We start from the raw sequence: 19,400 nt of genomic DNA on the forward strand, positions 1-19,400 counted from the left end.
AGGGCATCGAACAAAGCGAGGGAGGGGGACAGGGGAAATCACCGGATATTCCCCGAGGGATATCCGGCTTCACCCGGAGGAGCGGCCGATTACCGCCGCGGGCCGACGCGGAAGGGCGCGGGTGTGAAGAGGCGGGCGCCGAATTCGGGCCCTAGCACTCGATGATGTTCACGGCCAGCCCGCCCCGGGCCGTCTCCTTGTACTTGACGCTCATGTCCGCGCCCGTGTCCTTCATCGTCTTGATGACCTTGTCCAGGGACACCTTGTGCGAGCCGTCCCCGCGCATGGCCATGCGGGCCGCCGTGACCGCCTTCACCGCGGCCATGCCGTTGCGCTCGATGCACGGGATCTGGACCAGGCCGCCCACGGGGTCGCAGGTGAGGCCGAGGTTGTGCTCCATGCCGATCTCGGCGGCGTTCTCGACCTGCTCGGGGGAGCCGCCGAGGACCTCGGCCAGCGCGCCCGCCGCCATCGAGCAGGCCGAGCCGACCTCGCCCTGGCAGCCGACCTCCGCGCCGGAGATGGAGGCGTTCTCCTTGAACAGCATGCCGATCGCGCCGGCCGCGAGCAGGAAGCGGACCACGCCGTCCTCGTCGGCGCCGGGCACGAAGTTCACGTAGTAGTGCAGGACCGCCGGAATGATGCCGGCCGCGCCGTTCGTGGGGGCCGTCACCACCCGGCCGCCGGCCGCGTTCTCCTCGTTCACCGCCATCGCGTACAGCGTGATCCACTCCATGGAGTGGGCCAGCGCGTCGCCCTCGGCCCGCAGTTGACGGGCCGTCATGGCGGCGCGGCGGCGCACGCGCAGACCGCCGGGCAGGATCCCCTCCTGGGACATGCCCCGGGACACACAGGACCGCATCACGCGCCAGATCTCCAGCAGCCCGGCCCGGATCTCGTCCTCCGTGCGCCAGGCGCGCTCGTTCTCCAGCATCAGCGAGGAGATCGACAGGCCGGTCTCCTTCGCCAGGCGCAGCAGTTCGTCGCCCGTGCGGAAGGGGTACTTCAGCACCGTGTCGTCGAGCTTGATGCGGTCCGCGCCCACCGCGTCCTCGTCCACGACGAACCCGCCGCCGACCGAGTAGTACGTCTTGGACAGCAACTCCGCGCCCGAGGCGTCGTGGGCCCACACCGTCATGCCGTTGGCGTGGTAGGGCAGGGCCTTGCGGCGGTGCAGCACCAGGTCGTCGTCGAAGGAGAACGGGATCTCGCGCGAGCCCAGCAGCCGCAGCCGGCCGGATTCCTTGATCCGCTCGACCCGCTCGTCCGCCCCCTCCACGTCCACCGTGCGGGGCGAGGCGCCCTCCAGGCCGAGCAGGACCGCCTTGGGAGTGCCGTGGCCGTGGCCGGTCGCGCCGAGCGAGCCGTACAGCTCGCAGCGGACCGACGCGGTGGAGTCCAGCAGGCCCTCGTTGCGCAGGCGGCGCGCGAACATGCGCGCCGCGCGCATCGGGCCGACCGTGTGGGAGCTGGACGGGCCGATGCCGATCGAGAACAGGTCGAAGACCGAGATGGCCACGGGTACTCCTCAGGACGGGGGTGGCGGGACGCCCGCACCCGGGGACCGGGCGCCGGAGGCCGGACGCCGGTTCGCGGATGCCGGGCGTCCCACCGGGGACGTGCTCGTGCAGGACGGGTCGGGACGGGTCAGGACTTGTTCAGCGCGGCGTACAGCGGGTGCTTGTCGGCGAGGGCCGTGACCCGTGCCTTCAGCTCCGCCCGGTCGGCCTCCGCGAACGGCGAGGGCGCCGTCAGCGTCCGCGCGATCACGTCCGCGACCTCCGCGAAGTCCTCGGCGGTGAAGCCGCGGGTCGCGAGCGCCGGCGTGCCGATCCGCAGGCCCGAGGTGACCATCGGGGGCCGCGGGTCGTTCGGGACAGCGTTGCGGTTGACCGTGATGCCGACCTCGTGGAGACGGTCCTCGGCCTGCTGCCCGTCGAGCTCCGACTCGCGCAGGTCGACCAGGATCAGATGGACGTCCGTGCCGCCGGACAGGACGTTCACGCCCGCCTTGCGCGTGTCCTCGGCCGTCAGACGCTCGGCGAGGATCCGCGCACCGTCCACTGTACGGCGCTGGCGCTCCTTGAAGTCCTCCGAGGCCGCGACCTTGAAGGAGACCGCCTTGGCCGCGATCACATGCTCCAGGGGGCCGCCCTGGAAGCCCGGGAAGACGGACGAGTTCAGCTTCTTCGCGAACTCCTTCTTCGCCAGGATGACACCGCCCCGGGGGCCGCCCAGCGTCTTGTGGGTGGTGGAGGTGACGACGTCGGCGTACTCGACGGGATTGGCGTGCAGCCCCGCCGCGACCAGGCCCGCGAAGTGCGCCATGTCCACCCACAGGTAGGCCTCGACCTCGTCGGCGATCCGGCGGAACTCGGCGAAGTCCAGCTGCCGCGGGTAGGCGGACCAGCCCGCGATGATCACCTTCGGGCGGTGCTCCCTGGCGAGCTTCTCCACCTCGGCCATGTCGACCAGACCGGTCGCGGGGTCCACGTGGTAGGCCACCACGTCGAACTGCTTGCCGGAGAAGTTCAGCCGCATCCCGTGGGTCAGGTGGCCGCCGTGCGCCAGGTCCAGCCCGAGGATGGTGTCGCCGGGCTGGGCCAGCGCGAACAGGGCGGCCTGGTTGGCGGACGCGCCCGAGTGCGGCTGGACGTTGGCGTACTCGGCGCCGAACAGCTCCTTGACCCGGTCGATCGCGATCTGCTCGGCGACGTCGACGTGCTCGCAGCCGCCGTAGTAGCGGCGGCCCGGGTAGCCCTCGGCGTACTTGTTGGTCAGCACCGAGCCCTGCGCCTCCATGACCGCGAGCGGAGCGAAGTTCTCCGAGGCGATCATCTCGAGCGTGGACTGCTGGCGGTTCAGCTCGGCGTCGACCGCGGCGGCGATCTCCGGGTCGAGTTCGTGCAGGGGCGTGTTCAGGACGGACATGCGTCTACGACTCCTCAGCCGGCGGTGTAGGCGGTGTACTCGTCTGCGGTGAGCAGGTCGTCCGGCTCGTCCGTGACGCGTACCTTGAACAGCCATCCGCCCTCGAAGGGGGCGGAGTTCACCAGCGCCGGGTCGTCCACGACGTCCTGGTTGACCTCGGTGATCTCACCGGTGACCGGGGCGTACAGCTCGCTGACCGACTTCGTGGACTCCAGTTCGCCGCAGGACTCGCCCGCGGTCACCGCGTCGCCGACCTCCGGGAGCTGGACGAAGACCACGTCGCCGAGCGCGTTGGCCGCGTGCTCCGTGATGCCGACCGTCGAGACGCCGTCCTCGACGACCGACAGCCACTCGTGCTCCTTGCTGTAGCGCAGCTGCTGGGGGTTGCTCATGGCCTGAATTCTCCTGTACGCGAGGGAGTGCTGATGAAGGGGGGACTGGGGAAGGCGGGCGTGAGCAGCGAAAATGTGCGCAGTCTCACGCGTGGGGGGCGCGGGGACGCGCCCAGTGTCTACTTCTCGCGCCGGTAGAACGGCAGCGCCACGACCTCGTACGGCTCGTGCGCGCCGCGGATGTCCACGCCGACGCCCCCCGTGCCCGGCGTCGCGTGGTCCGCGTCGACGTACGCCATCGCGATCGGCTTGCCGAGGGTGGGGGAGGGGGCGCCGGAGGTGACCTCGCCGATCACCTCGCCGCCGGCGACGACCGCGTACCCGGCGCGCGGGACCCGCCGCCCCTCGGCGACCAGGCCGACGAGGACCCGCGGCGGCTTCTCCCCGGCGCGTTCGGCCGCGGCGGCGAGCGCCTCGCGGCCCACGAAGTCGCCCTCCTTCTGGAACTTCACCACGCGGCCCAGGCCCGCGTCGAAGGGGGTGAGGGAGGTGCTCAGCTCGTGCCCGTACAGCGGCATGCCCGCCTCCAGGCGCAGCGTGTCCCGGCAGGACAGGCCGCAGGGGACCAGCCCGACGCCCTCGCCCGCCTCGGTCAGCGCCTGCCACAGCTCGACGGCGTGCGCCGGCTTCACGAAGAGCTCGAAGCCGTCCTCGCCGGTGTAACCGGTGCGCGCGATGAGCGCGGGGACGCCCGCGACGGTGCCGGGCAGTCCGGCGTAGTACTTGAGTCCGTCCAGGTCGGCGTCGGTCACCGACCTGAGGATGCCGGGGGACAGCGGGCCCTGGACGGCGATCAGCGCGTAGGCGTCGCGGTCGTCGCGGACCTCGGCGTCGAAGCCCGCGGACCGCTCCACGAGCGCGTCGAGCACGACCTGCGCGTTGGAGGCGTTGGCGACGACCATGTACTCGGTCTCGGCCAGTCGGTAGACGATCAGGTCGTCCAGGATGCCGCCGTCGGCCCGGCAGATCATGGTGTAGCGGGCGCGGCCCACGCCCACGGCGGCGAGGTCGCCGACGAGCGCGTGGTTCAGCAGGGCGGCCGCCTGCGGGCCGGTGACCGCGATCTCCCCCATGTGCGAGAGGTCGAAGAGCCCGGCCCTGGTGCGGACGGCCTGGTGCTCGTCGCGCTCGGAGCCGTAGCGCAGGGGCATGTCCCAGCCGGCGAAGTCGGTCATCGTCGCGCCGAGCGAACGGTGCAGGGCGTCGAGCGCGGTGCGGCGCACGGCCGTGGGTTCGGTGGTGCTCATCGGTCGGTCGTCTCCCAGGGGCAACGGGGTCCCTCCCCGCGCGAGGATCCGAGCATGGGGGAGGGCGAGGTCGTTCCTCCCCATCTGTCATCGGAACCTGAGAGGTTCGCCATGATCGCGAAGATCGTGGCTTGCACCTTGGGTGGAGCCGCCCGGGGGCGGCCCGCTTTTCAGATGTGCCTCGCCCGCGCGGTGACTGGGCCTGAGAGATTCAAGGGAGGGACTTGCTCCTTCGGCGCCCCAGCGAAGCTGCTGCTGAGGACTCTCCCGCGCGGATTCGAACGGCCGGTATGCAGTTGGCGCGGCCATCATCGCACGGCCTGCCCCGATCGGGGCAGGCGCGTATCTGTGACCGGCTTGTGTCGCTACGCGCACGAAAACGCGAGGCGCCGCGCATTACCTTCTCTTTACGCTCGACGGGGACGAGGGACACCCGACCCCAGGGGAGGACGATCACGGTGAAGCGGACGACCACGGCGAGGACCACGGCATTCGCGACCGGCCCGGGGATCGCGGTGCCCACGCAGCCCGGCCGGCGGGCCCGGGAGGCGTGCGGCGCACAGCCCGCGCCCGTCGTCCGCGACCTGCGCGAGCGAGCCGGCCGCAGCCCGCACGGCCTCCTCTTCGGCCCCCGTGACGTGGTCGTGGTGACCGGCCTGCCCGGCGGCGGCAAGTCCACGCTGATGCGGCGGACCGTGAACGGCGTCCGCGTCGACTCCCAGGACACCCGCGAGCGCTGGGACGCCCGCATGCCCCGCTTCCTGCCCTACGCCCTCTACCGCCCCCTCGTGCGGCTCTCCCACTACGCCGGACTGCGGCGCGTCCTGCGCGGCGGCGAGGGAGTCGTCGTGCACGACTGCGGCACCCAGTCCTGGGTCCGCGGCTGGCTGGCCCGCGAGGCCCGCCGCCGGGGCGGCACGCTCCACCTGCTCCTCCTCGACGTCGGCGCCGACGCCGCTCTGGAGGGCCAGCGCGAGCGCGGCCGGGGCGTCTCGCGCTACGCCTTCCTGCGGCACCGCCGTGCGGCGGCCCGTCTGCTGCGCTCGGTGGAGAGGGGCCGGCTGCCCGCGGGGTGCGGCGCGGCGGTCCTGCTCGACCGGTCCGCGGCCGACGTCCTGCGCCGCATCGGCTTCACGGGCTGAACCGGCCCGCCCGGCACCCGCTAGCCTTTCAGCCACAGCAGCGTGAGCGGTTCTCGGCAGGCGGTAGGCAGATGGACTTCCCCCCGGCGGACTTCCCGACGGATTTCCCGGCGCAGGCACACCCCCATCCGCACGGCGGATGGCCCGGCAACGAGCTGGAGGAGGTGCTCTCCGCCTCCCTCGGCGTGCCCCAGGCCGGCGGCCGGATCGTCGAAGTGCTCGGCCGCAGCTTCGTCTGGGTGCCGCTGCCCGCCGGCGGCGGCCCGCACAGCGGCCCTCTCGACCTGCCCACCATGGAGCTCGACGGCCAGGTCTACGTCCCGGTGTTCAGCTCCGAGGAACAGTTCCGCCAGGTCGTCGGCGCGCACATGTCGTACACGATCGCGCCGGCCGTGGAGTTCGCCCGCGGGCTGCCCCCGCAGGTCGGCATCCTGGTCAACCCCGACGGCGTGGTCGGCGTCCCGCTGCCGCCGCCGGCCGTGGCCGAGCTGTGCCGGGCGGGCCGCACCGCGCTGGACGGTCCGGCGAGCGGCGGCCGCGTCCGCCTCTACGAGCCCGACTGGCAGGACGACCCGATCGACTTCCTGGCCGCGGCCTCCGCGGAGTTCGAGGCGATCGGCGTGGTGCGCTCGGCCCGCCGCTGCCTGGCCGCGATCGAGACGGCGGACCCGGTGATGTTCGTCGGCGTGGAGCTCTCCGCGTGGGAGGGCGACCTGCGCGCCCTGCCGCTGGAGGCCCTCGGCAGGGCCCTGGGCAGGGCGCCGTCGCCGTGGCCCGTCAACCTGGTGCTCCTGGACGTGACCCAGGACCCGGTGGGGGAGTGGCTGAGGGAAAGGGTCCGGCCCTTCTACGCCCGGCTGCCCTAGACCCGGCCGCACCGGCGCCCGCGCCGGCGTCCCTGAGGCACCCGCGCCGGAGTCCGTGAGGCGCCCGCGCCGGCGTCCCTGAGGCGGTCGGTCCGGGGCGCGCGGGCGGCTGCGCCGCGGGGCGTCCGGTCTCGAACGGACAGCGCCCGCCAACGCACCACGCCCCCCGAGCCCTTGGGCGCTTAAGCTGGACTCCGACGCGGGGCAACACAGAAGAAGGGCGGTACAGGTGAGCGCGAGCGGCATCGCGACCGGTCAGGTCGAGCACATGCTGCGCCAGGTCACGCCCGGGCGCTACGACGCCTACGAGGCGCTCCTGCGCGCGCTCGCGACCCCGTCGTCCGGTCAGCTCTGGATGCTGCTGTGGCACGGCCAGGCCGGCTCCCCGGACGCGCAGTACGGGAACATGGAGGTCGACGGCCACGGCTACGCGCCGTGCGTGACCTCCGCCCAGGAGCTCAGCGCCAGCGGCTGGAACAGATCGTACGAGGTGATCGACGGGCTGGACGCGGCCCGCACGCTCTACCCCGACCACTACGGCCTCTGGCTGAACCCGCACGCCCCCGGCGGCGGCATCGGCATCCCGTGGCTGGACCTGCGCCGCATCGCCACCGGCCTGGAACGCCAGCCCGCCGGCCCGCTGCGGCTGTCCGAACCCGCCATCGAGATCCCGCAGTTCTACGCCCTGCTGGCGCAGAACGCCCACCGCACCCCGGTGGTCCGCGCGCTGCGCCGGGCCTGGGTGCAGCCGGCGCTGGGCGCGCCCTACCTGGCCCTCGGTCTGGACGTCTACGAGTCCTCGCCGCCGGCCGTGGACGCCGTCCGCGCCATGATGCAGCAGTCCATCGGCGCGGTGCCGGACGGGCTGCCGGTCTCCACGGTCGCCATGACCGACGAGTACGACCCCGTCGTGATGTGGATGCGCGCCAACGCGCGGCCGTTCTACGACCGCGAGGCGCACGCGGCGGCCCCCGCGCAGGCTCCCGCGGGCGGTTACGGCTTTCCGCCCACCGGACGCTACTGACGCGTTCGCCGCTCCTTCCGCGTGGCAGGAGTCGGACTTCTTCGCGCGTAGATAGCGGCGATAACTACCGGACGCGCCCAAAGTGTCCGGATAAGTCCCTGTCCGGGGGGCGTTACCCGCCGTCCGGATAACGGAACCCCTCTACCCGCATCACGTTTACGCATCCATTCACCGTCAAGTCTGGCAACAGATCGCCAAAGCGTTGAAGACTCCGGCTCCAGGGGGACTTATCCCCTGCGTATCACGGACTGATCACGCCGCTACAGCGGCAAGTGCGGGCCGGCTACCGCCGGTTGAGAGGGGTCCCTGCCAGATGACGGCACCATTGCACGAGCCGACCGCGGAAGCGGCCCCGAGCGCGGCCGAGGAAGCGGCGGTCGCCAGCGGCGACGCCAAGGCCGTTCAGGGCCGTTCCCTGGGCCGGATCGCCTGGGAACGCCTCAAGCGGGACAAGCTCGCCCTCACGGGCGGAATCGTGGTGCTCCTCCTCGTGGTGGTCGCGCTGCTCGCGCCCGTCATCACGAGCCTCCTCGGGCAGGACCCGAACGAGTACCACGAGAACCTCATCGACCCGCTCTTCGGCACGCCCACGGGCTCGTTGGGCGGCATCAGCGGCGACCACCTGCTCGGCGTCGAGCCGGTCAACGGCCGCGACATCTTCGCCCGCATCCTCTACGGGGCCCGGATCTCCCTGCTGGTCGGCTTCCTGTCCGCCGTGGTGGCCGTGATCCTCGGAACGGTGCTCGGCATCCTCGCCGGCTTCTTCGGCGGCTGGATCGACTCCCTGATCAGCCGCGTGATGGACGGTCTGCTCGCCTTCCCGCAGCTGCTCTTCATCATCGCCCTGGTCTCCGTCATGCCGAACGAGATGCTGGGCCTGACCGGTTCGAGCGTGCGCGTCTTCGTCATGATCCTGGTCATCGGTTTCTTCGGCTGGCCCTACGTCGGACGTGTGGTGCGCGGCCAGACGCTCTCGCTGCGTGAGCGCGAGTACGTCGAGGCCGCCCGGTCGCTCGGTGCCGGGCGGCTGTACATCCTGTTCAAGGAACTGCTGCCCAACCTGGTCGCCCCGATCGTCGTGTACACGACGATGATGATCCCCACCAACATCCTCACCGAGGCCGCCCTGAGCTTCCTGGGCGTCGGCGTCAAACCGCCCACCGCCTCGTGGGGACAGATGCTCTCGAGCGCGATCGACTACTACGAGTCGGACCCCATGTACATGGTGGTCCCGGGTATGGCGATCTTCATCACCGTGCTGGCCTTCAACCTCTTCGGCGACGGCGTCCGGGATGCGCTGGACCCGAAGGCATCCCGCTGAACCGCAGAACAGCGGCACCGCCGAACCCGGCGCCCCAACCGTCCCGTGACCTTCACACGGGGGCTCTCATCTATCCGGAGGATCCGAGATCGTGACTACCCAACGCACCTCAGGGCGGCGGAAGCAGGCACTTGCCGCTGCCGCCGCGGTCGCCGCGCTGCTGACCACGGCGGCGTGCGGCGGTGGCGGAGACGACGACAAGGGCTCGAGCACCGGCGCCGCCGGCTTCGACGCCGCGAACAACAAGGTCGCCCAGGCCTCCGCCGCCAAGAAGGGCGGCACGCTGAAGTTCGGCAGCGCCCAGGACGCCGACTCGTGGGACACCACGCGCGGTTACTACGGCATGATGTGGAACTTCGCGCGCTACTACAGCCGCCAGCTCGTCACGAACAAGACGGAGCCGGGCAAGGCGGGCGCCGAGCTGACCCCCGACCTCGCGTCCGGTCTCGCCAAGGTCTCGGACGACGGCAAGACCTACACGTACACGCTGCGCGACGGCGTCACGTGGGAGGACGGCAAGCCGATCACCTCCAAGGACGTCAAGTACGGCATCGAGCGCGTGTGGGCGCAGGACGTGCTGTCCGGCGGTCCGACGTACCTGAAGGACGTGCTCGACCCCAAGGGCGCGTACAAGGGCCCCTACAAGGACACGTCCGCGGACAAGCTGGGCCTGAAGGCCATCGAGACGCCGGACGACAAGACCATCGTCTTCAAGCTCCCGCAGGCCAACTCCGACTTCCAGGAGATGCTGGCCCTGATCTCGGCGTCCCCGGTCCGCCAGGACAAGGACACCAAGGCCAAGTACCAGCTGCACCCGTTCTCCTCCGGCCCGTACAAGTTCGAGTCGTACAGCCCGGGCAAGGACCTCACGCTGGTCCGCAACACCTCCTGGAAGCAGGCGTCGGACCCGGTCCGCAAGGCCTACCCGGACAAGATCACCGTCAAGTTCTACTCGGACGCCAACCAGCTCGACCAGCGTCTGCTCAACGGTGACCTGGACCTGGACCTCACCCAGACCGGCATGTCGCCGCAGGGCCGCACCACCGCCCTGAAGCAGCACAAGGCCAACCTGGACAACCCGGTCTCCGGCTACATCCGTTACGCGGTATTCCCGCAGAGCGTGAAGCCGTTCGACAACATCGACTGCCGCAAGGCCGTCATCCTCGGCGCCGACCACGTGTCGCTGCAGACCGCGCGCGGCGGCCCGGTGGCCGGCGGCGACATCGGCACCAACATGCTGCCGCCGTCCGTCGCGGGCTCCGAGGGCCAGAAGTACGACCCGTACGAGCTGGCCGGCGCGAACAAGAACGGCAACGTGGCCAAGGCCAAGGAGGCCCTGAAGGCCTGCGGTCAGCCGAACGGCTTCAAGACCACCATCGCGGTGCGCAACAACAAGCCGGTCGAGGTGGCCACCGCCCAGTCCCTGCAGGCGTCGCTGAAGAAGATCGGCATCACCGCCGAGATCGACCAGTTCGACGGCTCGCAGACCACCGGCATCATCGGCAGCCCCTCGAACGTGCAGAAGAAGGGCTACGGCATCATCATCATGGGCTGGGGCCCGGACTTCCCGTCCGTCCAGGGCTTCGGTCTGCCGCTGTGGGACAGCAAGTACATCCAGCAGAGCGGTAACAACAACTACGCGCTCATCAAGGACAAGGCCATCGACGGCCTGTTCAACTCGTACGTCACCACGCTGGACGACGCCGGCAAGACCAAGATCGCCACGGAGATCAACCACAAGGTCATGGAGGGCGCGTACTACCTGCCCTTCGTCTTCGAGAAGTTCATCAACTGGCGCTCGGACAACCTGGCGAACGTCTACACGACCGACGGCTACAGCGGTCAGTACGACTTCGTCAACCTCGGTCTGAAGAACCCCAAGAAGTAAACCCGGCACACCCGCCGAACGGCACGAAAGGCAGGTGAAGGCCGGCGCAGCGTGATCGCGGGCCACCGGACAATCTCCGGTGGCCCGCGGTCCGCGGCGGGCCGAGAGCTGTGCTCGCTTACCTCATCAGGCGGTTGTTCGCCGCCGCAGTGATGCTCGTGGTCATCGTCATGGTGGTCTTCAGCATCTTCTTCCTCTTCCCCAAGTGGGCGGGCGTCGACATCGCCTTGAGCTTCGTGGGCAAGCAGGCCGACCCTGCCGCCGTCGAGGGCGTGCGCGAGAAGCTCGGTCTGGCCGACCCGATCTACGCGCAGGTCTGGGAGTTCTTCAAGGGCATCTTCGCCGGACGCACGTACACCGGCGGAGGCGACACCATCCACTGCGCCGCACCGTGTTTCGGCTACTCCTTCCGCAGCGAGCAGGCCGTCTGGCCGGTGCTGACCGACCGCTTCCCGGTGACCCTGGGTCTCGCGCTCGGCGCCGCCGTGCTGTGGCTGGTCTTCGGCGTCGCGGCGGGCGTGCTCTCCGCGCTCAAGCGGGGCACCCTGTGGGACCGCGGTGCGATGGTGGTCGCCCTGGCGGGCGTCTCCCTGCCCATCTACTTCACCGGCATGCTGAGCCTGGCGATCTTCGCCTTCGGGCTCCACTGGATCGACGCGCAGTACGTGCCGCTGGAGGACAGCTTCTCCGGCTGGTTCGGCGCGATGATCCTGCCGTGGATCACCCTGGCCTTCCTGTACGCGGCGATGTACGCCCGGATCACCCGCGCCACCATGCTGGAGATCCTCGGCGAGGACTACATCCGCACCGCCCGGGCCAAGGGCCTGAAGGAGACCACCGTCATCGGCAAGCACGCCATGCGCTCGACGATGACGCCCATCCTCACCATGCTCGGCATGGACCTCGGCGCCCTCATCGGCGGCGCGATCCTGACCGAGTCCACGTTCAACCTGCCCGGTCTCGGCCGGGCCGTGCTGGACGCCATCCGCAACCAGGATCTGCCCATCATCGTGGGCGTCACCCTGATCACTTCCCTCGCGGTGCTCGTCGCCAACCTCGTGGTGGACATCCTGTACGCCGTGATCGACCCCCGAGTGAGGCTCACGTGACCGAACTCAGCAAGAGCGGAGCGGCCGTGGGCGAGCCCACCCCCGCCTCGCCCGCGCCGACGTCCTTCCTCGAAGTGCGCGACCTCAAGGTGCACTTCCCGACCGACGACGGCCTGGTCAAGTCCGTCGACGGGCTCAGCTTCCAGCTGGAGAAGGGCAAGACCCTCGGCATCGTGGGCGAGTCCGGCTCCGGCAAGTCGGTGACCTCGCTGGGCATCATGGGCCTGCACACCGCCGGCCAGTACGGCAAGCGCAAGGCGCAGATCTCCGGCGAGATCTGGCTGGACGGCACCGAGCTGCTGTCGGCCGACCCCGACCACGTGCGCAAGCTGCGCGGCCGCGAGATGGCGATGATCTTCCAGGATCCGCTGTCGGCGCTGCACCCGTACTACACGATCGGCCAGCAGATCGTGGAGGCGTACCGCATCCACCACGACGTCGACAAGAAGACCGCCAAGCGCCGTGCGGTCGAGATGCTCGACCGGGTGGGCATCCCGCAGCCGGACAAGCGGGTGGACAGCTACCCGCACGAGTTCTCCGGCGGTATGCGTCAGCGCGCGATGATCGCGATGTCGCTGGTCAACAACCCCGAGCTGCTGATCGCGGACGAGCCGACGACCGCCCTGGACGTGACCGTCCAGGCGCAGATCCTCGACCTCATCCGCGACCTGCAGAAGGAGTTCGGCTCCGCGGTCATCGTCATCACCCACGACCTGGGCGTCGTCGCCGAACTCGCCGACGACATCCTGGTGATGTACGGCGGCCGCTGCGTCGAGCGCGGCCCGGCCGAGGAGGTCTTCTACGAGCCCCGGCACCCCTACACCTGGGGTCTGCTCGGCTCGATGCCGCGTCTGGACCGCGACCAGCAGGAGCGGCTGATCCCGGTCAAGGGCTCCCCGCCCTCGCTGATCAACATCCCGTCCGGCTGCGCCTTCAACCCGCGCTGCCCGTACGCGGACCTGCCGAAGGACAACGTCACCCGCACCGTCCGGCCCGAGCTGGCCGAGGTCGGCAGCCGGCACTGGGCCGCCTGCCACCTGGGCAAGGAGCAGCGGGAGCGTATCTGGACCGAAGAGATTGCGCCGAAGCTGTGAGTGACGAAGCGAAAGCGGTGACCATTCCCGCGCAGGCCGACGGCCCGACGAAGCGGGGGGCGAGCCTCACCAAGGACGTCGCCCCCGGCGAGGTCCTGCTGAAGGTGACCGGGCTGCAGAAGCACTTCCCGATCAAGAAGGGCCTGCTCCAGCGGCAGGTCGGGGCCGTGCACGCGGTCGACGGCATCGACTTCGAGGTCCGCTCCGGCGAGACGCTCGGCGTCGTGGGCGAGTCGGGCTGCGGCAAGTCGACGATGGGCCGGCTGATCACCCGGCTGCTCGAACCGACCGGCGGCAAGGTCGAGTTCGAGGGCAGGGACATCACGCACCTCGGCGTCGGCGGCATGCGTCCGCTGCGCCGCGACGTCCAGATGATCTTCCAGGATCCGTACTCGTCGCTGAACCCGCGGCACACCATCGGCACGATCGTCGGCGCTCCCTTCAAGCTCCAGGGCGTCGAGCCCGAGGGCGGCGTGAAGAAGGAGGTCCAGCGGCTGCTGTCGGTCGTGGGGCTCAACCCCGAGCACTACAACCGCTATCCGCACGAGTTCTCCGGCGGCCAGCGCCAGCGCATCGGCATCGCCCGCGCGCTCGCGCTGAACCCGAAGCTGGTCGTGGCCGACGAGCCGGTCTCGGCCCTGGACGTGTCGATCCAGGCCCAGGTCGTCAACCTGCTCGACGACCTCCAGCAGGAGCTCGGCCTCACGTACGTGATCATCGCGCACGACCTCTCGGTCGTCCGGCACGTCTCGGACCGCATCGCGGTGATGTACCTCGGCAAGATCGTCGAGCTCGCGGACCGGGACCTGCTGTACAAGTCGCCGATGCACCCGTACACCAAGGCGCTGATGTCGGCGGTGCCGATCCCGGACCCGCGGCGCAAGAACGCCAAGAGCGAGCGGATCCTGCTCAAGGGCGACGTGCCCTCGCCGATCTCCCCGCCGAGCGGCTGCCGCTTCCACACCCGGTGCTGGAAGGCGACGCAGATCTGCAAGACCACCGAGCCGGTCCTCGTCGAGCTGCGGACCGGTCAGCAGGTCGCCTGCCACCACCCGGAGAACTTCGAGGACCAGGCTCCGCAGGACACCGTTCTGCTGACCGTCGCCAAGGAGGCGGCGGAGCTGGTGGCCGACGAGGTGCTCGCGGAGTCGGCGGAGACGTCGGCGGCGCTGGCGGCGGCGGTGGCCGGCGAGTCCCGCGCGACCGAGGCCGAGGCGGAGTCCGCCGAGGTCGCGGAGCCGGCCGGGGTCGAGAAGGCCGGGGCCGTGAAGGCCGGATCCGCCGATGTCGAGAAGGCCGGGGCCGCCGAGGTCGCGGAGCCGGCCGAGGTCGTGAAGACCGAGGACGGCGAGGTCGCGAAGTCCGAGGGCCAGGAGTCAACTGACAAGTAGGGCATGACGAGTTAGTAAAGTCATGTACATGCCTTAACGGGAGAGTGCAGAGTCGTCCGCGTCCGGCACAACGGCACGCGCTCGAAGGGACGACACATGGCACTCTCCCGTTCGGCACGTTGGGGGGCCCTCGCGACAGCGGCGGCCTCCTTCCTCGTCATCGCCGCCTCCTCCGCCCCCACCCCGGGCGCCGACGGAATCGGCGACGCCTACTTCCCGCAGCTCGGCAACGGCGGCTTCGACGCCCGCCATTACGACCTCTCCCTCGCCTACGACCCTGACACCGACCGTCTCGACGGCCGGACGACGATCACCGCCCGCGCCACCCAGAACCTCTCGTCCTTCGATCTGGACCTGCAGAGACTGGCGGTCTCCCGGGTCGAAGTGGACGGCAGGAAGGCGCAGTTCACCCGTACCGGCGACGAGATCCGCATCACCCCGCGCGGGGCGATCCGCAAGGGACGGACCTTCGAGGTGACCGTCACCTACGGCGGTGTGCCCGAACCCCTCGGCGGCCCCATCGTCTTCGGGTCCGACTACGGCTGGATGAAGACCGCCGACGGCGTCTTCGTGGCCTGCGAGCCCAACGCCGCGTCCACCTGGTTCCCGTCCAGCGACCACCCCTCCGACAAGGCCGCCTACGACATCCGGATCAAGGCGCCCCGGGGCCTGACCGCGGTCTCCAACGGCCGGCTGGTCTCGACGTACGACAAGGGCGGCTCGACGTACACCCACTGGCGCGAGACGAAGCCGATGGCCACCTACCTGGCGACCGCCACCATCGGGAAGTTCGACGTGAAGACCGGGAGGACGCCCGGCGGCACCCCGATCTACGTCGCGATCGACCCGGTGCTCGCGAACAGCAACAGCGTGGACGTGTACGGCGTCACCGCGGCAGCCACCGACTACTGGTCGCAGGTCTTCGGCCCGTATCCCTTCGAGGAGACCGGCGCGATCGTCGACGACATGCCGCAGGCCGGCTTCTCCCTGGAGGTGCAGTCCAAGCCGGCGTACTCGGCCGTCCGCAACGAGTCCACGATCGTGCACGAGCTGGCGCACCAGTGGTTCGGCGACTCCGTGTCGGTGGCCCACTGGAAGGACATCTGGCTCAACGAGGGATTCGCCACCTATGCCCAGTGGCTGTGGGCCGAGCACCGGGGCGTCCGGTCGGCGCACGACTCGTTCCTGGCCGGCTACAACGCCCGTCCCGCCGACAACGCCTTCTGGCAGATCCCCGTCGGCGACCCGCAGCGCGACACCATGTTCGCCTCCGCCGTCTACCAGCGCGGCGCGATGACCCTCCAGGTCCTGCGCGAGCGCATCGGCGACCAGGCGTTCTTCAGGCTGCTCCCGACCTGGACCAGGCTGCACCGCTACGGCAACGCGGACACCGACGACTTCGTCCGCCTCGCCGAGCGGATCTCCGGACGACAGCTCGACGACCTCTTCCAGACCTGGCTGTTCACCCCGGCGAAACCGTCTCTGTGAGGCTTCTCCGCCTTGTAATGTAAGGCGGAGTCTTTGCGCTGGGTGAGAATGTAGGGGTGCTCCAGCAAATCTTCAGCCCCTCCGTCCAGCACACGCTCGACCTGATCGGCATCTTCGTCTTCGCCATCTCGGGCGCGCTGCTGGCCGTCCGCAAGAACTTCGACGTGTTCGGCATCGCCATGCTCGCCGAGGTCACCGCGCTGGGCGGCGGCGTGTTCCGGGATCTGGTGATCGGGGCGGTGCCCCCGGCCGCCTTCACCGACCTGGGGTACTTCCTCACGCCGCTGCTCGCCGCCCTGCTGGTGGTCTTCCTGCATCCGCAGGTGGAGCGCATCCAGCTGGGCGTCAACGTCTTCGACGCGGCGGGCCTCGGCCTGTTCTGCGTCACGGGCACGACGAAGGCGTACGACTACGGGCTGAACCTGACCGCGTCGGCGGCCCTGGGGCTCGCCACCGCCGTCGGCGGCGGCGTGCTGCGCGACGTGCTGGCCAACGAGGTGCCCTCGCTCCTGCGCTGGGACCGCGACCTCTACGCGGTCCCGGCGATGGCCGGCGCCGCCATGGTGGCGCTGTGCATCCGCTACGGCATGCTCACGCCACTGGCCAGCGGGGCGGCCGCGCTCACCGCTTTCGTCCTGCGGCTGCTCGCGATGCGCTTCCACTGGCGAGCTCCGCGCGCCTGGAACCGTCGCTCGACGGTGCGCGAGGAGTAGACCCCTTCCCGCCGACGACCGCGCGCTGGCCCAGCTGCGTCGTGAGCCAGCGGAACGCCGGCACCACCTGCGGCCGCCACAACGCCATGCTGTGCGCGCCTGCGTCCTTCGGGATGTACACGACGTGCACCGTCGTCGGCGCCTTCGCCTCCTGCCGCAGGGCCATGCCCGCCTCGTACCCGTCGTGCGGCTGGCCGGAGAGGTAGAGCGCGACCGGCGGCGGGGCGACGGCCTTGCGCAGCAGCAGATACGGGTTGTTCGCCGCGCGCAGGGCGGTGTCCTGCGCCGCCAGGGAGTTGCGCTGGGCCACCGGGTCGTTGTACCCGGACAGGCTCACCGCCGCCCGGTAGCGGTCGGGGTGGGCGACGGCGAGCTTGGTCGCGCAGTGGGCTCCCGCCGAGTACCCGGCCACCGCCCAGCCCTTGGGCTCGGGCTGGACCCGGAAGTTGTCCGTGACCATCTTCGGCACGTCGACGCTGAGCCAGGTGTCGGCGTTGACGGTGCCGGGGACGTTGGCGCAGCCGGTGTCCACGCCGGGCAGCAGGGTGGTGCGCGGTGCGACCAGGATGAACGGCGCGATCCTGCCCTTGCCCATCAGTGGGGCCAGCTGCTCGTGCACGTGCAGCGTCCCGAACCAGGACTTCGCGGAACCCGGGTAGCCCGGCAGCAGCTCCACGACGGGGAAGGACCGGTGGGCGTAGGCGGGTTCGTCGTACTGCGGGGGCAGCCAGACGTAGACCTCGGCGTTCACGCCGGAGACCCGGCCGTGCACCTGGGTGACGCGCACGCCGCCGGCCGCGTGCAGCGCCGCGCCGTCCCCCAGGGTGAACTTCTGTCTTACCTTCGGCAGCCGGTTCAGCGCGATGCCTCCGGTGCCGTCGGCGCCGAGGTCGGCGGCCTGCTCCACATGGGTGCCGGTGCCCAGGAGGTCGTCCCATGTGTCATACAGGTTGTTGGCGTTGTTGACCAGGACGAAGACCAGGCTCACGGCCGTGGCCTGGGCGAACAGCAGCATCATGACCCGGGCCGCGGCGCGCAGGATCCGCGGTCCGCGCAGTCGCGACCACGCCAGCAGCGGCAGCGCGACGGCGACGGCGGACAGCGCGATCAGGGTGTAGAGGAACGGAGTCCCGGTGAGGCTCATGCCTTAGCAGAGGGGCAACCAGGCGTCGAGGTTACGGACGAGTTCGGACACTTACCAAGAAATTGCAGTCCCGGGCCGACGGTAAGATGGTAGGACCGCCGGAAAAGCTACTGCTTAGTAATCAAGTGTTGTACCGTGCAGCCATGGCAGAAGCAGCTACGGCGACGGCCCGGCGGGCCGCCATCGGCGACAGCGAGTTCGACCGGGACACCGCGCTCACACGGCGCGCGCCGGGCGTCTACGAGATCGACCTGTCGGCCGGCTGGACGATCATCAGCGCCGTCAACGGCGGTTACCTCCTCGCGATCCTCGGGCGCGCGCTCGCGGACGCCCTGCCGCACGGCGACCCCTTCACGATCTCGGCCCACTACCTCACCCCCTCCCAGCCGGGCCCGGCGATCGTCCGCACCGACGTGGTCCGCACCGGCCGCACGCTGTCCACCGGCCAGGCCTCGCTCCTGCAGTACGACGAGAACGGCGACGAGGTCGAGCGGATCCGCGTCCTCGCCTCCTACGGCGACCTCGACGCGCTGCCGGACGACGTCCGCACCACGGCGAAGCCGCCCGCGATCCCGCCGATGGACCAGTGCTTCGGCCCCGAGGACGGACCGGCGCCGGTCGACGGCAGCTCCGCCATCACCGAGCGTCTGATGCTCAAGCTCGACCCGTCCACCCTCGGCTGGGCGCTCGGACAGCCCTCGGGCAAGGGCGAGATGCGGGCCTGGTTCGGTCTGAAGGACGGCCGCGACCACGACCCGCTCTCCCTTCTCCTCGCCGTGGACGCGCTGCCGCCCACCGCCTTCGAGATCGGTCTGCGCGGCTGGGTCCCCACCGTCGAGCTGACGGTGCACGTCCGCTGCCGTCCGGCCCCGGGCCCGCTGCGCGTGTCCATCACCACCCGCAACCTCGCCGGCGGTTTCCTGGAGGAGGACGCCGAGATCTGGGACAGCGCGGACCGGCTCGTCGCGCAGTCGCGGCAGCTGGCCCGGGTCAGGCTCGGCTGAGGGCCTCCCGGCCCGACCGGCCCACGAGGGCGGCCTCCGTCACGGAGCCGTACCGGTGTGCCGGCCGGGCTTGCCGGTGAACTCCCGGGCCGGCGAGGTCACTTGAGACGTGCTTTACCCGATGGACAGGCGGCGGACAGAGAGGGCTCAAGGAAGCCCCAGGGGCCGTTGGTTGAGTTCCTGCTCTCAGGTTCCCCTCATCCTCCCTGGAGCGGTCTCTCATGAAGCGTGCGCTGACGCCCGTCCGTCTCGTCCCCGCGGTGGCCCTGCTGGCGCTCTCGCCCCTCGTCCTGGCGGCCTGCGGCTCGGACAGTTCCTCCACCGGCGGCGGCGCCTCCGCCCAGCAGTCCTGCCGGCCGCCGTCGGGCGCCGCCTCGGGCATGCCGGGCGGCACGCCGTCCGGAGCGCCGTCCGGAGCCCCGTCCGGAGCCCCGTCCGGAGCCCCGTCCGGGGCGGCGGCGTCGGGCCGGCCGACGGGCGCCCCGACGGGTACGCCGACCGGTGCGGCGAGCGGCGGCCCCGGCGCGGGCCGGGGAGGCGGCCAGGGCGGCCCGGGCGGGGGTCAGGGCGGCCCGGGCGGGGGTCAGGGCGGCGGCTGCGGCGGCCCCGGCGTCGGCGGCCAGGCCGCCGGTCAGGGGCAGCTCTG

General features: G+C 70.7%; 17 protein-coding genes and 1 riboswitch. Of the genes, 12 read left to right on the forward strand and 5 right to left on the reverse strand.

Annotation, left to right across the window (positions count from 1 at the left end; all coding sequences use genetic code 11):
• Positions 1-151: 151 nt before the first annotated feature.
• The 4 genes from ACFVYK_RS15690 to gcvT form a co-directional block, all read right to left on the reverse strand.
• Positions 152-1,519, reverse strand: coding sequence for an L-serine ammonia-lyase (locus ACFVYK_RS15690; RefSeq protein WP_389773648.1), 1,368 nt, complete (start codon positions 1,517-1,519; stop codon positions 152-154).
• A gap of 128 nt (positions 1,520-1,647) precedes the next feature.
• Positions 1,648-2,931: a serine hydroxymethyltransferase gene (glyA, locus tag ACFVYK_RS15695; RefSeq protein ID WP_389773650.1), complete on the reverse strand. Its 1,284-nt coding sequence runs from the start codon at positions 2,929-2,931 to the stop codon at positions 1,648-1,650.
• A gap of 14 nt (positions 2,932-2,945) precedes the next feature.
• Entirely contained in the window at positions 2,946-3,323 is a 378-nt protein-coding gene (gcvH, locus tag ACFVYK_RS15700) for a glycine cleavage system protein GcvH (RefSeq protein ID WP_389773653.1), read from the reverse strand.
• 119 nt (positions 3,324-3,442) lie between these two features.
• Positions 3,443-4,570 (reverse strand): glycine cleavage system aminomethyltransferase GcvT, encoded by a 1,128-nt coding sequence (gcvT, locus tag ACFVYK_RS15705; RefSeq protein WP_389773655.1) that lies wholly within the window; start codon positions 4,568-4,570, stop codon positions 3,443-3,445.
• Positions 4,571-4,750: 180 nt separating this feature from the next.
• A riboswitch (glycine riboswitch) is annotated at positions 4,751-4,850 on the reverse strand.
• Between the two features lie 178 nt (positions 4,851-5,028).
• On the opposite strand from gcvT, the gene ACFVYK_RS15710 reads away from it, so the two are divergent.
• The 10 genes from ACFVYK_RS15710 (at position 5,029) to ACFVYK_RS15755 (ending at position 16,606) form a co-directional block, all read left to right on the forward strand.
• The gene (locus ACFVYK_RS15710; RefSeq protein ID WP_389773656.1) at positions 5,029-5,712 is read left to right on the forward strand and encodes an AAA family ATPase; all 684 of its coding nucleotides are present in this window, start codon (positions 5,029-5,031) and stop codon (positions 5,710-5,712) included.
• 71 nt (positions 5,713-5,783) lie between these two features.
• Complete coding sequence (locus ACFVYK_RS15715) at positions 5,784-6,578, forward strand: enhanced serine sensitivity protein SseB (protein ID WP_389773659.1); 795 nt, start codon at positions 5,784-5,786, stop codon at positions 6,576-6,578.
• Between the two features lie 229 nt (positions 6,579-6,807).
• Positions 6,808-7,602 carry an enhanced serine sensitivity protein SseB C-terminal domain-containing protein gene (locus ACFVYK_RS15720; RefSeq protein ID WP_389773661.1) on the forward strand — a complete coding sequence of 265 codons (795 nt, stop codon included), beginning with the start codon at positions 6,808-6,810 and terminating at the stop codon, positions 7,600-7,602.
• Between the two features lie 313 nt (positions 7,603-7,915).
• Entirely contained in the window at positions 7,916-8,923 is a 1,008-nt protein-coding gene (locus ACFVYK_RS15725) for an ABC transporter permease (protein WP_389773664.1), read from the forward strand.
• 91 nt (positions 8,924-9,014) lie between these two features.
• On the forward strand, positions 9,015-10,811 hold the full coding sequence (locus tag ACFVYK_RS15730) for an ABC transporter substrate-binding protein (protein WP_389773666.1): 1,797 nt from the start codon (positions 9,015-9,017) through the stop codon (positions 10,809-10,811).
• A gap of 110 nt (positions 10,812-10,921) precedes the next feature.
• Positions 10,922-11,920, forward strand: a complete 999-nt coding sequence (locus ACFVYK_RS15735; RefSeq protein WP_389773669.1) for an ABC transporter permease — start codon at positions 10,922-10,924, stop codon at positions 11,918-11,920.
• Positions 11,917-13,014, forward strand: a complete 1,098-nt coding sequence (locus ACFVYK_RS15740; RefSeq protein ID WP_389773672.1) for an ABC transporter ATP-binding protein — start codon at positions 11,917-11,919, stop codon at positions 13,012-13,014. Before ACFVYK_RS15735 ends, ACFVYK_RS15740 begins: the two co-directional genes overlap by 4 nt.
• Before the next feature lie 17 nt (positions 13,015-13,031).
• The gene (locus ACFVYK_RS15745) at positions 13,032-14,405 is read left to right on the forward strand and encodes an ABC transporter ATP-binding protein (RefSeq protein ID WP_389773674.1); all 1,374 of its coding nucleotides are present in this window, start codon (positions 13,032-13,034) and stop codon (positions 14,403-14,405) included.
• Between the two features lie 96 nt (positions 14,406-14,501).
• The gene (locus tag ACFVYK_RS15750; RefSeq protein WP_389773677.1) at positions 14,502-15,893 is read left to right on the forward strand and encodes a M1 family metallopeptidase; all 1,392 of its coding nucleotides are present in this window, start codon (positions 14,502-14,504) and stop codon (positions 15,891-15,893) included.
• A gap of 56 nt (positions 15,894-15,949) precedes the next feature.
• A complete protein-coding gene (locus tag ACFVYK_RS15755; protein ID WP_389773679.1) occupies positions 15,950-16,606 on the forward strand; it encodes a trimeric intracellular cation channel family protein in 657 nt (218 codons plus the stop codon).
• Here ACFVYK_RS15755 and ACFVYK_RS15760 read toward each other — a convergent pair.
• On the reverse strand, positions 16,515-17,750 hold the full coding sequence (locus tag ACFVYK_RS15760) for an alpha/beta hydrolase (protein ID WP_389773682.1): 1,236 nt from the start codon (positions 17,748-17,750) through the stop codon (positions 16,515-16,517). The two genes, ACFVYK_RS15755 and ACFVYK_RS15760, sit on opposite strands and share 92 nt — an antisense overlap.
• A gap of 143 nt (positions 17,751-17,893) precedes the next feature.
• Between ACFVYK_RS15760 and ACFVYK_RS15765 the strand changes: the two genes are divergently transcribed.
• Positions 17,894-18,754 carry a thioesterase family protein gene (locus tag ACFVYK_RS15765; protein ID WP_389773685.1) on the forward strand — a complete coding sequence of 287 codons (861 nt, stop codon included), beginning with the start codon at positions 17,894-17,896 and terminating at the stop codon, positions 18,752-18,754.
• Between the two features lie 221 nt (positions 18,755-18,975).
• The coding region (locus ACFVYK_RS15770; RefSeq protein ID WP_389773688.1) for a hypothetical protein at positions 18,976-19,400 on the forward strand (425 nt) is incomplete at its 3' end.

This window comes from Streptomyces sp. NPDC058291, from assembly GCF_042880855.1.
Classification (GTDB): domain Bacteria; phylum Actinomycetota; class Actinomycetes; order Streptomycetales; family Streptomycetaceae; genus Streptomyces.